We start from the raw sequence: 14,437 nt of genomic DNA, 5'->3' as shown, positions 1-14,437 counted from the left end.
AACCCGTCTGCGACGCCGAGTCCTCGTCACTCCTCGAGGACGCGCTCGAGTCGGTCCAGAAACTCGCCGGGCACCTCGATATGTGGCGTGTGGCCGGTGTTTGCGAAGACGATCTCCTCGAACTCACCGCCGGCGTCAGCGTACGACTCGAGGACAGCCCGAGTCTGGCCGACCATCGGCTGGGGCGGGAAGACGTCCGTCCCGGGCCAGTCCGGCATCGCACCCATCTTTCCGAGCGTGCCGGCGTCGAACAGCGACTCGTTGGAGACGATCTGATCTGACGCGCCGCGGATCCAGGTGATGGGTGGTTTCTGGTCGGGGTCGATCTCGGTGATCGCCTCGAGCGAGCAGTACTTCGGCGAGATGGCGTTGTTGACGCCGTGCTCGCCCGGTGCAACGCCAGGCCAGTTCTCGCTCGGTGTCGCATCACCCGGGTAGTGCTCGTCGCCAGTGGCCGTATCGAGCATGCCGGTCAGATACGATTCCTCTCGCTCCGGGTCGAAATTGTGGGTCGGATTAACGTAGAACGTCCGCAGTATTTTCCGCGGAGACGACTCCCCACCCTCGCTGCGGTCGCGGTCTGCGAGGCCGGCGACGAACTCGTCGTTGCCGAGGCCGCCGCCGGAGCCAGCGTAGTCGTCGAAACAGGGCGTTCCCTCGAGGTCTTTCGTCCCGCCGAAGCCGTACGGCGAGAGCGGGTTGATGAGGACGAGCGAGTCGACCGCGTCGGGATTATCGATCGTATACCGCATCGCGACCCCGCCGCCGTTCGACCAGCCAACGAGCGTCAGTGGCTCCTCGAGTTCGAGGTCGGCGAGCAGCGCCTGAAGATCGCCCGCGAAATCGCCGAGCCCGTTCGTCGCATCGACTGGCTTTCGCTCCGAATCGCCGTACCCTCGCAAGTCGGGCACAATCGCCTGGTACCGGGCTGGCAGATTGGCCATGAGATCCTCGAAAAACCGCGAGGAGGAGACGTTGCCATGGAGGAGTACGACGGTGCCATCTGTTTCGGCCGACTCGCTTTGGCCACCCGACTCGAGGACATGTGTCTCGAGTCTGTCGGTGTCGACGATACGTGAGCTGACGCCGGCGAGGGTGTCGTCTCGAGTCATGGGCAGGCGCTACCACGTGGCCCGTTATAACTGTAAGCCGGCTGACGGTCAAAACAGCAGGACCGTTCGAAAACGACTGCGGCGACGATCAGAACGTGGCGACGCTGCGTTACAGTCGGTCGACGATTGCGTCCGTCACGTCGTCCGTCGAGGCGTCGCCGCCCAGATCCGCCGTTCGTGGGCCTTCCTCGAGCGTGGCCTCGACGGCGTCGTTGATGGCCGCTGCCTCCTCCTCGTAGCCGAGGTATTCGACCATCATCGCGGCGGAGATGATCGCCGCAGCCGGGTTCGCGACGCCTTCACCAGCGATGTCGGGTGCGGTGCCGTGGACGGGTTCGAACAGCGCGCGCTCGGTGCCGACGTTGGCGCTTGGCAGGAGGCCGAGCCCGCCGACGAGACCGGCTGCGAGGTCCGAGAGGACGTCGCCCGCGAGATTCGGACAGACGACGACGTCGAACTGCTCGGGGTCGAGACAGACGTGCGTCGCGAAGGCGTCCATCAGCACTTCGTCGGTTTCGACGCCGTGTTCGTCGGCGACCTCGGCGACGGTGTCGCGGAACAGGCCGTCGGTCTCGCGCATGACGTTTGCCTTGTGGACGATCGTGAAGCCGTCGTGGTCGTCGGTGTCGACGTAGTCACAGGCGAACTCGGCGAGCTCTCTCGATGCGGACTCGGTGACGACGCGGGTCAGCGTAGAGACGTCGTCGGTCAGGCGGTCTTCGTGGCCCGAGTAGACGCCTTCCGTGTTCTCTCGCAGGAAGACCAGATCCGTCTCGGGACGGACGGCGTCGATGCCGGGATACGCCTTCGCGGGGCGGATGTTGACGAACGAGCCGACTGCATCTCGGAGCGGCAGAATGACGTCGGCCGCCGTCTCGCCGGCCGCACCGAACAGCGTCGCGTCGGCCGAGGCCGCCAGCTCGTAGGTCTCCTCGGGCAGCGCCTCGCCGGTTGCTTCTTTGACCGCGTCGCCAGCGTCGGCTTCGACGAACTCGAAGTCGATGTCGAGCGCCTCGAGGACCTCGATCGCGGCTGGTGTGACTTCCTGTCCGATTCCGTCGCCAGGGATGACGGCGATTTCGTGAGTCATGTCTGCATCTCTCTGTGGGTGAGAAAAGAGGGTATCGATACGGGCGACGCTCAACAGTCGTACTCGAGTCGCTCGTAGACTGTCGGCTCGCCGACCGGGCCATCAGGATCGACGGGCTGTTCGACAAGCGAAATAGTCAGCGAGTCGACCTCGCGGTCCGTCCGTTCACAGAGGGATGCGGCCGCCGATTCGTACTGCGTCTGGTCGGCGTAGCGCAGCTCCATCCCGTAGCGTTTCCAGAGCGTGCTCGGATACGTTTCCGCGGCAGTCGGCGGCCGGTCGTGGTGTGCGTTGGCGATGTCGACCGTCTCGCCGGACTCGAGGGTCCCCTCGATGGCGTACCAGCTGTGCGCCGATGGTGGGGTCGGTGCGAAAAACGTCCAGCCCGCCTCGTCGAGTTCACCCTCCACTGCTGGCGTGTCGACGACGCCGATCCCGGCTGCCTGCCAGAGCAGACTCGAGAGCAGCAGACATGCGACGAGCCCGGAGACAACGAGTCGACGACCGCGCCCGGGGCGAGACGGCGCGTCGTCTTCCACCGTGTTCGCGGGCGCGTCGTCACCGTCTCCCGCCGAGCGAGCGCCGAGCCGGTTTTCGAGGTCGAACGCAACGAGGAGCCGCTCGAGCCGATCCCAGACGCCCGGCGGGAGGAACAACAGTAGGCCGGCGGTCATGATGAACGGGAACACACCCAGCCGCATCGTCGCCGCCATCCCGAGGTGTGTCGCGACGAACGCCGCCACGAGCGCGATGCGACGCCATCCGGTGGCGACGAGCAACAACGCGCCGGCGGTCAACACGGCCGTCCAGAGCCAGTTGGTCGCGGCGAGCACCGTCGGGTACGCCGACAGCGCCGGTCCGAGCAGCGTGAGATACTGATTCAACTGAAAGATCTGCTGGACCGCCGTGCCGTTCATCCACGGCCCGCTCTGAAACTTGAGCACCGCGTTCGTCACGTAGATGGCCACGAAGTGGATCAGGATCGCCGCCGTTGCGATCGAGCACACGCGACGACCGTGAGGGTCGGGCTGGCGACGGGCCTCGAGCGACCACCGGGCCTCGAGCGGGAGGAACAGACCAAAGAGCAGGAAGCTAAGCAGGATCGTGTCACCGCCGTTAACCAGATGTGGATTTCGGGCGTGCAGCGACGCGAAGAGGACGAGTGAGCCAAGCGCCGCGAGGCGGGTTCGATAGCCAACGAGCAGGAGGAGTGCGAATCCACCGGCGAGCGCGAACAACACCGCCTGGAACCATGCCGCCCCGGACAACGCGTGGATCGATACCCGTCCGACCATCGGATACGCCTCCAGAAGCGTCGACCGCGGAAAGACGCCCGCGTCGGTGTAGAACGTGTCCAGCCCCGGCAACCGGAGGAGTGCGAGATCGGCGAGCAAGAGCACGCCAAGTGCGATCCGGAACGCACCGAGGGCTCGCTGGTCGATGCCGAGACGCGACTCGAGGGCCGCTCGGAACGACTCGAACCCTCTCGAGCGTCGCCGCTGGGTCGGTGTTCGATCAGTGGGAGGGCCTGTCATGGGGGCTGAAATCGAAGTGGCCCAGGGTTGTCAACAGTACTATAAGTGTTTTCTCCCTTTCGACGGCGACAGATGCGAAACCGTATCGCGGGGCAATCCCGCCGAGATGGCGGCCACGACGGTTTCAGGGGCTGCTAACGCTGGACGTGATCCCCACTGCCTCGGCGATCGCGCGCCGTTTGAGCAACACGAACCCGAGGGCGACGAGCCCGAAGCCGGCGATCGTCAGCGCACCGATCGACTCGTCGAGCAGGAACACGCCTGCAACCGTCGCGACGATCGGGACCACGTAGGCGACGAGCGCCGCCTCGAACGCGCCGTGTTGCTCGAGGATCCGGAAGTAGATGAAAAAGGCAATCGCCGTCGAGAAGACGCCGAGGTAGACCAGCATGACGAGCGCCATCGGAGCGACCGCGTCGGTGGTGGGGAGCTCACCGAGCAGCAGGCTGCCGGCGTGTAAGACGAGTCCCCCCACGAGCATCGACCAGCCGACGAGCGGGACTCGTTCAATCGTCGGTGCGGCCCGCTGGACGACCACGCCGCCGAGGGCGACGCTGACGACCTGGCCGATGACAAGCAGTCGTGCAACGGTGTCACCTGCAAGCAGGTTGGCCGGATCCGGCTGGACGACGAGGCCGATGCCGAGAAAGCCGATCGCAGCGCCGACGGCACCGACCGCCGAAAGGCGCTCGCCGAGCAACAGGATCGCCCACAGGGCCGTAATGATCGGAACCAACCCCTGCAAGATGGCGGCGACGCCGCTGGGGACGGTCTGCTGCCCGATGAACAACAGGCCGTTGCCGGCGACGAGAAAGAGTCCACCGCCCGCGATCGCAACGAGGTTGTTCCGCCCGGTGGGTCGCCAGTCGTCGGTCAGCACGACGGCCGCCGCCAACAGCAAGACAGCTGCGATATCGTACCGGAAAGCCGCAAACAGCAACGGCGGGAGATACTCGAGGCCGACCGAAATCGCTGGAAACGAGAGTCCCCACAGCACGGCGAGGACCAGGAAAAGCGACACATCGAGGACACGGGACATACGATATACTAGGGTTGAATCTCCGAAAGCGCTGGCGGTTTCGATACTGGGACTGTCGGCTATCGTCGCTAGTCGATCGTGTGAGCGGATTAGAGCCCGATCTATCCGAAATCAGCGTTGAGGTTGTCTGTCTCGGTTTAGAGTTGGAGATTACAGGGGTCCTAAACTTTCGAAAATTAACGGAAAGGCAGGAAAGGCAGTCGAACATAGGTAGGCGTATGACCGAATCCGACACAATCGCTCGAACGGTCCTCATCGTACTCTTCGCTCTGGTCGCAGTACCACTCGTGATGATGGGTGTCACAGTGCCGATGATGGGTGGAATGCACACTGGAGCGTGGGGAACCGGGATGGGAATAGGTGCCTGGCTGTGGATGGCACTGCTCCCACTCCTCTTTCTGTTCCTGCTCGGCTACGGTGGCTATCGATTGCTGGGGAGCCACGACGACACCGCTGTCGAGGAACTCAGACGGGCATACGCTCGTGGAGAGTTGACACAAGAAGAATACGAAAAGCGGCGACACCGGCTTGAAACCGGTTTCGACGAATGAATACTATTTCACGGAGGTAACGAATGTTCTGGTCACTTCTACGAACGGTCGGCGATGGACTCCTGCTCGCTGGAGACTTCTTGTGGCAGGCACTCTGGGCGCTCTTACTGGGCTTTATGCTCTCCGGGGCGATTCAAGCGTTCGTCTCCAAGGAGGGAATGGTCCACTACATGGGCGATGCAAGTCCGAAATCCATTCTCTATGCGATGGGGTTCGGCGCAGCATCGACGTCCTGCTCGTTCGGAGACATCGCAGCGACAAAGACACTGTTCAAGAAAGGGGCCCATCTGCTCCCCACTGTGGCGTTTTTGATCGCCTCGACGAACTTCGTGATTGGGCTCACGTTCGTCATCTGGGCGCTCATTGGGTGGGAGTTTGCCCTCGCGCAAGCGGTCGGCGCACCGATTTTCATCCTGATTGCTCTCGTCTTCGTCCATAGTATGATCCCGTACGACGAAGCACGACAGGTCAGAGAACGCCTCATCGAAAACGAAGAGCCAGTCGTTACTGATCCAGTGTGCAAGATGCGTCTCAACAGGGAAAACGGCATTCCGGACACTCACAAGAACGAAACTGTCTACTTCTGTTCGGAGGGCTGCAAGGACCTGTTCGAGCAGAATCCGGACGTTCACACGACATCATGGAAGGAGAAGATCACGTCGTGGAACGGCTGGGTCGAGGCGGCAAATCAAACACTGAAGGACCTCAAGATGCTCTGGAAGGAGCTCGCGATCGGCTTTCTCTTGGCGGGACTTGTCGCGGCTGCCGTTCCACAGACGTTCTGGACGCTCTTGTTTGAGGGTGGCGGCGTCGGCGTCACCCAGATTGCGTACAACAGCGTACTCGGTCCACTAATTTCCCTGGCCACGTTCGTCGGATCGATCGGGAACGTCCCCTTAGCTGCCGTGCTGTGGAGTTCGGGCTTTGCCTTCGCAGGCGTCATCGCGTTCCTTTATGCGGACCTGATCGTGCCGCAACTGATCCGGATCTATCGCAAAATCTTCGGAAAGAAAATCGGCACCCGATTGTCGATCATCCTCTTTGTCTCGATGGCGATGACCGGGTTCATCGTATACTATCTGTTCACAGCGGTCGGACTCGTTCCGGATCCGACCGTAACGGACGCACGAGACGGTATCACTATCTTCGGCTTTGAGCCAGTGACGATCCTGAACGGTCTGTTCCTGCTCATCGCAGTTGGCTTTGGTGTCCTTCTTGTCCGAGGGAAAAAAGGCGCGCCTGGAGATCGAACTGTCCACGACCCGGTGACAGGGGCCGAACTCACGGTCAAGGACACGGACTTCTGTACAGTCTACGACGAGTCGATCTACTATTTCGAGAGCGAGCACTCACGCAAACAGTTCAGGAACTCCCCGGAAGCGTATCTCTAGTGGTGATATTGATGATTGATCGTCTCGAGCGCGACGGGTAAAACGGCAATCGATGGTCGAAGCTACGATTGACGCCTACTCTGCTTCGGGAATCGCGGCGTCGTCGACGTACGGCAGTTCCTGGGCCAACTTCGTCACTTCGCCGGCGTTGGACTTCATCAGCGCCGTCGTGTCCCAGACGCCCTCGACGAGGGCTTTGCGCTGAGCGTCGTCGACGGTGACGTCGATCGTCTGATCACCGTAGGTGACTGTCTCAGCCTCGACGTCGATGTCGATCTCTTTGTCGGGGTTCTCGTCAACCCACGCCTGCAGTTCTTGGATCGTCTCGCTGTCGGCCGTCACGGTCGGGATGCCGAGGGCGAGACAGTTGCCCGCGAAAATCTCGGCGAAGCTCTCGCCGATGATCGCGTCGATGCCCCAGCGCATCAGCGCCTGCGGGGCGTGTTCGCGCGAGGAGCCACAGCCGAAGTTGCTGTTGACGACCATCACCGACGAACCCTGGAACCGATCCTCGTTCATCGGATGGTCTTTCTGGTTGTCGTCGTCATCGAATCGCAGGTCGAAGAAGGCGAACTCGCCCAACCCGTCGAAGGTGACGACCTTCATGAATCGCGCGGGAATGATCTGGTCGGTGTCGATGTCGTTGCCACGGATCGGAATGCCCGAGCCGGAGACGTAGTCGACTTCCGGAATCTCGACGTCGTCAGTGCCAGTCATGCGGTGGTCACCTCCTTCAGTTCGCGCACGTCAGTTACTTCCCCGGTGACCGCCGCCGCGGCGACCATCTGCGGGTTCATCAGGACGGTGCGTCCGTCCTTGCTGCCCTGTCGGCCGACGAAGTTCCGGTTCGAGGAGGAAGCAGAGGCCTCGTCGCCCTCGAGTTGGTCTTCGTTCATGCCGAGACACATCGAACAGCCGGCGTTGCGCCACTCGAAGCCGGCTTCCTCGAAAGTGTCTTTCAGGCCCTCCTCTTCGGCGGTGTGCTGGACACGCTGGCTGCCGGGGACGACCAACGCACGGACGTCATCGTCGACCTGTCGGCCCTCGATGATCTCGGCGGCACGGCGCAGGTCGGGCAGGCGAGCGTTCGTACAGGAGCCGAGGAAGGCGACGTCGATGTCGTAGCCTTCCATCGTCTCGCCGGGCTCGACACGCATGTGTTCCTGAGCGCGTCGGGCCGTGTCCTGTTTCTCCTCGGGCAGGTCCTCGGGTGTCGGGATCGGCTCGGTGACGCCGACGCCCTGACCGGGCGTGGTTCCCCACGTGACGACTGGCTCGAGGTCGCTTGCGTCGATGGTGACGATGTCGTCGTACTCGGCGTCCTCGTCCGATCGGATCGACTCCCAGTACGGTTTGAGTTCGTCGAACTTCTCGGGATTGTCCTGGAAGTAGTCGGTCTCCTCGAGCCACTCGTAGGTGGTCTCGTCGGGGTTGACGTAGCCCGCGCGAGCACCGCCTTCGATCGACATGTTACAGATCGACATCCGACCCTCCATGCCGAGGTTCTCGATGGCCTCGCCGGCGTACTCGTAAACGTAGCCGACGCCGCCTTCGGTACCGAGTCGGCGGATAATCTCGAGGATGATGTCTTTCGCTTCGACACCCTCGCCGAGTTCGCCGTCGACCTGGATTTTGCGGACCTTCTGTTTCTCCATCGCGACGGTGCCCGTCGCGAGCACGTCACGAATCTGGCTGGTTCCGATCCCAAACGCGAGCGCGCCGAACGCGCCGTGTGTCGAGGTGTGGGAGTCCCCACAGACGATCGTCTTGCCGGGTTGGGTGAGCCCCTGCTCCGGACCGATGACGTGGACGATCCCCTGATCGCCCGATGTCGGGTCCGAAAAGTCGATGCCCGCCTCGCGGACGTTCTCCTCGAGTTCGGCCATCATCTCTTCGGCGGCATCTTCCTCGTACGGACGGGACTGGTCGGCCGTCGGCACGATGTGGTCGACCGTCGCATGAGTCAGCTTCGGATAAGCGACCTCGAGGTCGCGCTCGCGGAGCATCCCGAACGCCTGCGGGCTCGTGACCTCGTGGATGAGGTGAAGCCCGATGAACAGCTGATCCTGTCCAGTCGGCAGCGTGGTGACTTTGTGTCGATCCCAGACCTTGTCGTACAGTGTTCCCTCACTCATTCTGCGTCCTCTACGGTGTCTTCGTCTTCGTGTTCGCTCCCGCGTTCGAAGACACGGTTTGCGTCGGCCGCCTGCTTGGGCGGCGTGTGATCGACGTCTTTCATCGTTCGGCTCTCGGTGCGCCCGTTCCGATCCGTCGCAGTCGGTTTACGTGGCTCACCGCCGTCTGTCGCGACGGTTGGCCCGCGGCTGAACAGTCGACCAGCCGTCTCCCCGGTGTAGGGGTTGGTGTGGCCAACGTCGGCCATTGTCTCGGGTGTGTCGTTTTCGCTCATTGTCGTGTGTGCTTAGTCGTCTGCCGCCACTTCGGCGGACTCTGCTTCGGAGTCGCTCTCTTCGTCGGCCCAGGCGAACAGGTCGCGCAGTCGGGCGCCGACGTCTTCGATCTCGTGTTCCTGTTCGGCCTGTCGGAGCTGGCTGTAGCTTGGTCGACCGGCCTGGTTCTCGAGGATCCACTCGCGCGTGAACTCGCCGTTTTGAATCTCCTCGAGGACCTCGTCCATGTTCTCACGAACGTGGTCGTCGACGATGCGGTCGCCACGGGTGAGACCGCCGTACTCGGCGGTGTCGGAGACGGAGTTCCACATCTCCATGTTGCCGCCTTCGTACATCAGGTCGACGATCAGTTTGAGTTCGTTGAGACACTCGAAGTACGCGATTTCGGGCGAGTAGCCCGCATCGACCAGCGCCTCGTAGCCGTGTTTGACCAGGGCGGTCACGCCGCCACAGAGGACGGCCTGCTCGCCGAAGAGGTCGGATTCGACTTCTTCCTGGAACGTCGTCTCGATGACGCCGGCGCGGGCACAGCCGATTGCCTTCGCGTATGCGAGCGCTCGCTCCGTCGCGTCGCCGGTCGTGTCCTGATAGACTGCCAGCAGACCGGGCGTTCCCTCGTCGTTCTCGTAGTTCCGGCGGACGAGGTGGCCCGGACTTTTCGGGGCGACCATCGTCACGTCGACGCCTTCTGGCGGCTGAATCTGGTTGTAGTGGATGTTCAGCCCGTGGGCGAACTGCAGCGTGTCGCCGGCCTCGAGGTTGGGTGCGATGTCGTTCTCGTAGACCGTCGCCTGGACGGTGTCGGGAACGAGTACGGAGACGTAGGAGGCCTGCGAGACGGCGTCGGCAGGCGTCGTCACGGTCAGTCCGTCGGCTTCAGCGGCCGAGCGCGACGACGAACTCTCGCGCAGACCGACGACCACGTCGACCCCGCTCTCGTGGAGGTTCAGCGCGTGGGCGTGGCCCTGGCTCCCGTAGCCGAGGACGGCTACGGTCTCGTCGTCAAGCATCGATTCGTCTGCGTCGTCATCGTAGTAGATGTCGGTGGTGAATTCGTCAGTCATCGTCTGCAGTTTGGGCGTGGGGGTGTTTTTCCTGTCGATTCATCTCGTCGGCGGCACCCGCTGATGCGGGTGCGGCTGTTTCGTCGGTCCCACGGGCGAGTGCCGTCAGTCCAGTCCGGGAGATCTCCCGAATGCCGAACTGACTGAACGTCTCGACCGCAGCCTCGATTTTCTGGCGTGCACCCGTGATTTCGATCGTCGCCGTCTCCGGACACGAGTCGACGGTCTTGCCGCCGTACATCTCTGCGACAGCAGCGACCTGGTCGGGTCGGTCGGCTGCGACTTTCACGAGCGCAAGCTCTCGGCGCATCGCGTCGGGCTCGAGTTCGCGCACCGAGATCACCGGCACCAGCTTTCGCAGCTGCTTTTTGATCTGGTCGATACCGGGGTCGGGCTCTTCGACGACGACCGTGATTCGGGCACGCTCCTCGTCTTCGGTCGGGCCGACGGTCAGGCTCTCGATGTTGAACTGCCGTCTCGAGAACAGCCCCGAGACGTCAGAGAGCACGCCGGGTTCGTGTTTGACCAGCGCCGAGATGACCGTTCGGCGAGGGTCGTGTCTCGCCTCGACTTCGGGATCGATACGAATGCCTTGCTTGTTGCGCCGACCAGCGGGTGTCGGTCGCTCTTCCGGTGGTGGGCCTTCTAATCCGCGTTTCATAGTTGATCCTCCGTGAGTGCGAACTGTCCGTTGTCGCCGCCACTTGGCACCATCGGGTAGACGTTCGCTTCGGGGTCGATGTGGACGTCGATCACCGAGGGGCCGTCGTAGTCGATTGCCGCCTCGATCGTCTCTGCGACGTCATCGTAGTCGTCGATACGGAAGCCGGCTGCGCCGAAGGCTTCGGCGAGCTTGTCGAACTCGGGCATCCAGTGGTAGTCCGACGCGGAGTGACGTCCCTCGAAGAAGGCGTCCTGCCACTGCCGGACCATCCCGATGTACTCGTTGTTGAGCACCGCGACGGTGATATCGAGGTTCTCGCGAACCGCGACCGACAGCTCCTGGAGCGTCATCAGGAACGAGCCGTCGCCGTCGATGCAGACGACATCCTGTTCGTCGTCGGCCGCGAGTCGCGCGCCGATCGCTGCAGGCAGGCCGTAGCCCATCGTCCCGAGGCCGTGACTCGAGACCCACGTTCGGGGCTCGGTGTAGGTCCAGTACTGGCAGGCCCACATCTGGTGTTGGCCAACGCCGGTCGTGACGATGGTGTCGTCGGCCGTCGCCTCGTCTAAGGCCTCGACGACGAACTCCGGCTGGACCGGCTCGTCTTCGGGGGCGTCGTAGGCCATCGAGTAGTCGGATTTCCACTGCTGGCACTGGGCGCGCCACTTCTTGGCTTCCGGCGAGCGTTCGACGGCAGCCGAGAGCTGGTCGACGACCGTCTCGGCGTCGCCGATCAGCGGATAGTCAGCGTAGATGTTTTTGCTGATCTCGGCGGGATCGATGTCGATGTGGATGATCTCCGCGTCGGGCGCGAACGTCTCGATGCCGCCGGTCAGGCGGTCGTCGAATCGTGTCCCGATCGCCAACATCGTATCACAGTGGGTGATCGCCATGTTGGCAAACCCGGTGCCGTGCATGCCAGCCATCTCCATCGAGAGTTCGTGATCTTCGGGGAACGCCCCGATGCCGGGCATCGTGGTGACGACCGGAATGTCGTGTTCGATCGCGAACTCACGACAGGCCTCGCTGGCCTCGCCTTTGATGACGCCGCCGCCAAGGAGCATGACGGGGCGAGCCGCGTTCTCGAGTCGCTCGGCCGCGGCAGCGACGATCTCGGCGTCGGCCCGCTCTTGGACGTGGTAGGTGTCGGGCGTTTTCGGCTCGTCGGGTTCGGTGTCGGTTTCGCCGTTGGTGACGTCTTTGGGCAGGTCGACCAGCGTCGGGCCGGGTCGTCCTTCGCGGGCGAGTGCGAACGCCTCGCTGACGTCGGTGCCGACCCGATCCGGGTCGCTCGAGAACGTGTTGTCCTTCGTGACCGGCTTCGTAACGCCGGTCGTATCGGTTTCCTGGAAGGCGTCGTTGCCGACGAACTCCGTCGGCACCTGGCCCGTCAGGGCGACCAGGGGGTCCGAGTCCATGTCGGCGTCGGCGATCCCTGTCACGAGGTTCGTCGCACCAGGGCCGGACGTAGCCAGACAGATGCCCGGCTCGCCCGAGACGATGCCGTAGGCGTCGGCCGCGTGGGCCGCCGCCTGTTCGTGGGCCATCGTCACGTGGTAGATCTCGGAGTCGTACAGCGCGTCGTAGACGGGCATGATCGCCCCGCCCTGCACGCCGAAGGCGTACTCGACGCCGGCGTTCTCGAGGGCGCGGACGACCGACTGGGCACCGTTGGTGACCGGCCTCGGAGTCGTCTCCGTGGCCGACTCGGTGTCGCCAGTAGCGGCGTCCGGCGTTGCGCTGTCGGAGATCTGGTCGTCGTCCTGTTCGTCTGCATCAGTTGGCGGAACCTCTGCTGCGCGTTCGCTCATCGGTTGCCTCCCGCCGCAGTGCGGCGATCCATTCGGTTGTCGCTGAGTGTATAGTGTGCTGTCATCTGCTGGATTGCATGGCGCTGTGAAAACGGTGCGACGAGTTCGGAATCGGAGCTACGGTGGACTAGAGGTGGGGCGAGGACGCCCCTACAATACGAATCGAAGCGAGCGCACTGCTGTCGTCCATCTGCGAACGGACCGACAGCCGGGTGCGAACCGTCATTACCGATTACGTAGGTTCCTCGAGGGACATAATCCTTGCGAGTTCTACGGCTCGATCCGCTCGAGCGCCACAGCAGGGGCTCGCGGACGGTGGCAAACGGAGCAGCCATCCCTTAGACGCGCACCTCCTCCTCTTGCTGGCGTTCGACGCCAGCCTCCTTGGCGAAGCGCTCTAAGTCGTCGACGGTGACCCGTCGTTTCTCTGCGCCGTAGTCTTTGACGCGACGAGTGACTGCTTTGACTTGCTCGCTGGTCGGATCGAATCCGCGTTCGTGCAGGCGTTCACGGACCGAGTGGGTCCCGGTGTGTTTGCCCATAACCAGTCGGCGCTTTGCACCGACCATCTCCGGCGTCATAACGCCGGGTTCGAACGTATCGGAGTTTTCGATGACGCCAGCGGCGTGGATCCCGCTCTCGTGGGAGAAGGCGTTGTCGCCGACGATCGGCTTGTTGCCCGGTGTCCCCATGCCGCTTTTCTCTTCGACGATCTCCGAGAGCTCGGTGATGCGAGTCGTGTCGATCCCCGTATCGGTCTGGTAGAGCGACTCGACGGCCATCACGAACTCCTCGTAGGCGGCGTTACCGGCCCGCTCGCCGATGGAGTTGACGGAGACCTGTGCCTGATCTGCTCCCGCTTCGATGCCAGCCAGCGCGTTTGCGGTGGCCAGCCCGAAGTCGTCGTGTGTGTGGACGTCGATTCGCGCGTCGGTGTGGGCACAGACCTTCTCGATCATGGCCTTGAACCGGGTCGGCGTCGCGACGCCAGTGGTGTCGGGAATGTTGATCCAGTCGACGCCTGCGTCCGTGACCGCCTCGATCACGTCCAGCAGGAACTGCTCGTCGGTCCGTGTCGCGTCCATCGGCGAGAACATACACGTCGTTCCCGTCTCGGTGACACGCTCGACTGCGTCGACTGCGCGCTGTACGACTTCGTCCCGTGTGGTGTGCATCGAATCCTCGATCTGGACGTCGCTGGTGCTGACGAACGTGTGCACCATCTCGACGCCCGAATCCAGTGCGGCCTCGATGTCCGCATCGACGACACGGGCTAACCCGCAGGTCGTCGACTGCGTCGAGGAAGCGATATCACGAACGGCTTCGAACTCCGCGTCGGAGTTGACAGGGAACCCTGCTTCGATGACATGTGTCCCCATGTCGTCCAGAACGGAGGCGATCTGCCGTTTGTCGTCGTAGGAGAACGAAGTTCCGGGAGACTGTTCACCATCCCGGAGGGTGGTATCAAAGACACGTGCTGACTCTATTTCGTCAGTGGAATCTAACGTGCCCTGGAAGAACTCGACCCCCCTGACTGGTGTCAGAGGACGGGTTGTCTTGTGAAGACATTGTATCTGAATCCCAGGTGGGACGACATATATAAAACTGACGCTGTGGTGGCCGCTGGCTGATATGACAGGGTGTAATCAGCCCGGACCAAACGGAGGAAAACGCAAGACATCAACGGCCTATTACATGACCCCACGTCCTATTATCATATCTGTCTCGAGTCGGATCCACTCGCCAGCAGCGCCCATATTCTCCGAAAC

13 protein-coding genes are annotated in these 14,437 nt (G+C 62.8%); 2 read left to right on the top strand and 11 right to left on the bottom strand.

Annotated features, from left to right (window positions below; genetic code table 11):
- Positions 1-26 precede the first annotated feature (26 nt).
- The 4 genes from DV706_RS10270 to DV706_RS10255 all read right to left on the bottom strand — a co-directional run bounded on the left by DV706_RS10270 (position 27) and on the right by DV706_RS10255 (position 4,776).
- Entirely contained in the window at positions 27-1,112 is a 1,086-nt protein-coding gene (locus DV706_RS10270; protein ID WP_006064697.1) for an alpha/beta fold hydrolase, read from the bottom strand.
- A gap of 109 nt (positions 1,113-1,221) precedes the next feature.
- A complete protein-coding gene (locus tag DV706_RS10265; protein ID WP_006064698.1) occupies positions 1,222-2,202 on the bottom strand; it encodes an isocitrate/isopropylmalate family dehydrogenase in 981 nt (326 codons plus the stop codon).
- Between the two features lie 50 nt (positions 2,203-2,252).
- A complete protein-coding gene (locus DV706_RS10260; RefSeq protein ID WP_006064699.1) occupies positions 2,253-3,737 on the bottom strand; it encodes an HTTM domain-containing protein in 1,485 nt (494 codons plus the stop codon).
- Between the two features lie 124 nt (positions 3,738-3,861).
- Positions 3,862-4,776 carry a DMT family transporter gene (locus DV706_RS10255; protein ID WP_006064700.1) on the bottom strand — a complete coding sequence of 305 codons (915 nt, stop codon included), beginning with the start codon at positions 4,774-4,776 and terminating at the stop codon, positions 3,862-3,864.
- A gap of 218 nt (positions 4,777-4,994) precedes the next feature.
- Between DV706_RS10255 and DV706_RS10250 the strand changes: the two genes are divergently transcribed.
- Both DV706_RS10250 and DV706_RS10245 read left to right on the top strand, forming a co-directional pair.
- Positions 4,995-5,327, top strand: a complete 333-nt coding sequence (locus tag DV706_RS10250) for an SHOCT domain-containing protein (RefSeq protein ID WP_006064701.1) — start codon at positions 4,995-4,997, stop codon at positions 5,325-5,327.
- 23 nt (positions 5,328-5,350) lie between these two features.
- Entirely contained in the window at positions 5,351-6,718 is a 1,368-nt protein-coding gene (locus DV706_RS10245; RefSeq protein ID WP_006064702.1) for a permease, read from the top strand.
- Between the two features lie 75 nt (positions 6,719-6,793).
- Here the strand turns inward: DV706_RS10245 and leuD are convergent, their stop codons facing one another.
- The 7 genes from leuD to DV706_RS10210 all read right to left on the bottom strand — a co-directional run bounded on the left by leuD (position 6,794) and on the right by DV706_RS10210 (position 14,248).
- On the bottom strand, positions 6,794-7,435 hold the full coding sequence (gene leuD, locus DV706_RS10240) for a 3-isopropylmalate dehydratase small subunit (protein ID WP_006064703.1): 642 nt from the start codon (positions 7,433-7,435) through the stop codon (positions 6,794-6,796).
- On the bottom strand, positions 7,432-8,853 hold the full coding sequence (gene leuC / locus DV706_RS10235) for a 3-isopropylmalate dehydratase large subunit (RefSeq protein WP_006064704.1): 1,422 nt from the start codon (positions 8,851-8,853) through the stop codon (positions 7,432-7,434). The genes leuD and leuC overlap by 4 nt, the downstream gene beginning before the upstream one ends.
- Positions 8,850-9,128 (bottom strand): hypothetical protein, encoded by a 279-nt coding sequence (locus tag DV706_RS10230; protein WP_006064705.1) that lies wholly within the window; start codon positions 9,126-9,128, stop codon positions 8,850-8,852. Before DV706_RS10230 ends, leuC begins: the two co-directional genes overlap by 4 nt.
- 12 nt (positions 9,129-9,140) lie before the next feature.
- The gene (ilvC, locus tag DV706_RS10225) at positions 9,141-10,193 is read right to left on the bottom strand and encodes a ketol-acid reductoisomerase (protein WP_006064706.1); all 1,053 of its coding nucleotides are present in this window, start codon (positions 10,191-10,193) and stop codon (positions 9,141-9,143) included.
- A complete protein-coding gene (gene ilvN / locus DV706_RS10220; RefSeq protein WP_006064707.1) occupies positions 10,186-10,854 on the bottom strand; it encodes an acetolactate synthase small subunit in 669 nt (222 codons plus the stop codon). The genes ilvC and ilvN overlap by 8 nt, the downstream gene beginning before the upstream one ends.
- Positions 10,851-12,668: a biosynthetic-type acetolactate synthase large subunit gene (gene ilvB, locus DV706_RS10215; protein WP_136350858.1), complete on the bottom strand. Its 1,818-nt coding sequence runs from the start codon at positions 12,666-12,668 to the stop codon at positions 10,851-10,853. Before ilvB ends, ilvN begins: the two co-directional genes overlap by 4 nt.
- 338 nt (positions 12,669-13,006) lie before the next feature.
- Positions 13,007-14,248 carry a LeuA family protein gene (locus tag DV706_RS10210; RefSeq protein WP_449406815.1) on the bottom strand — a complete coding sequence of 414 codons (1,242 nt, stop codon included), beginning with the start codon at positions 14,246-14,248 and terminating at the stop codon, positions 13,007-13,009.
- Positions 14,249-14,437 lie beyond the last annotated feature (189 nt).

The organism is Natronorubrum bangense (genome assembly GCF_004799645.1).
In the GTDB taxonomy this organism is placed as follows: Archaea; Halobacteriota; Halobacteria; order Halobacteriales; family Natrialbaceae; genus Natronorubrum; species Natronorubrum bangense.
The sequence above is the reverse complement of the archived record's forward strand: the minus strand, read 5'-3'. Positions and strand labels throughout refer to the sequence as shown.

Excerpts from the sequence above, each read along its gene's own strand:
- DV706_RS10255 (WP_006064700.1), bottom strand. The coding sequence starts at position 4,776 with ATGTCCCGTGTCCTCGATGTGTCGCTTTTCCTGGTCCTCGCCGTGCTG.
- ilvB (WP_136350858.1), bottom strand. The coding sequence starts at position 12,668 with ATGAGCGAACGCGCAGCAGAGGTTCCGCCAACTGATGCAGACGAACAG.
- DV706_RS10270 (WP_006064697.1), bottom strand. The coding sequence starts at position 1,112 with ATGACTCGAGACGACACCCTCGCCGGCGTCAGCTCACGTATCGTCGAC.
- DV706_RS10250 (WP_006064701.1), top strand. The coding sequence starts at position 4,995 with ATGACCGAATCCGACACAATCGCTCGAACGGTCCTCATCGTACTCTTC.
- ilvC (WP_006064706.1), bottom strand. The coding sequence starts at position 10,193 with ATGACTGACGAATTCACCACCGACATCTACTACGATGACGACGCAGAC.
- DV706_RS10230 (WP_006064705.1), bottom strand. The coding sequence starts at position 9,128 with ATGAGCGAAAACGACACACCCGAGACAATGGCCGACGTTGGCCACACC.
- leuD (WP_006064703.1), bottom strand. The coding sequence starts at position 7,435 with ATGACTGGCACTGACGACGTCGAGATTCCGGAAGTCGACTACGTCTCC.
- DV706_RS10260 (WP_006064699.1), bottom strand. The coding sequence starts at position 3,737 with ATGACAGGCCCTCCCACTGATCGAACACCGACCCAGCGGCGACGCTCG.
- leuC (WP_006064704.1), bottom strand. The coding sequence starts at position 8,853 with ATGAGTGAGGGAACACTGTACGACAAGGTCTGGGATCGACACAAAGTC.
- DV706_RS10265 (WP_006064698.1), bottom strand. The coding sequence starts at position 2,202 with ATGACTCACGAAATCGCCGTCATCCCTGGCGACGGAATCGGACAGGAA.
- DV706_RS10245 (WP_006064702.1), top strand. The coding sequence starts at position 5,351 with ATGTTCTGGTCACTTCTACGAACGGTCGGCGATGGACTCCTGCTCGCT.
- ilvN (WP_006064707.1), bottom strand. The coding sequence starts at position 10,854 with ATGAAACGCGGATTAGAAGGCCCACCACCGGAAGAGCGACCGACACCC.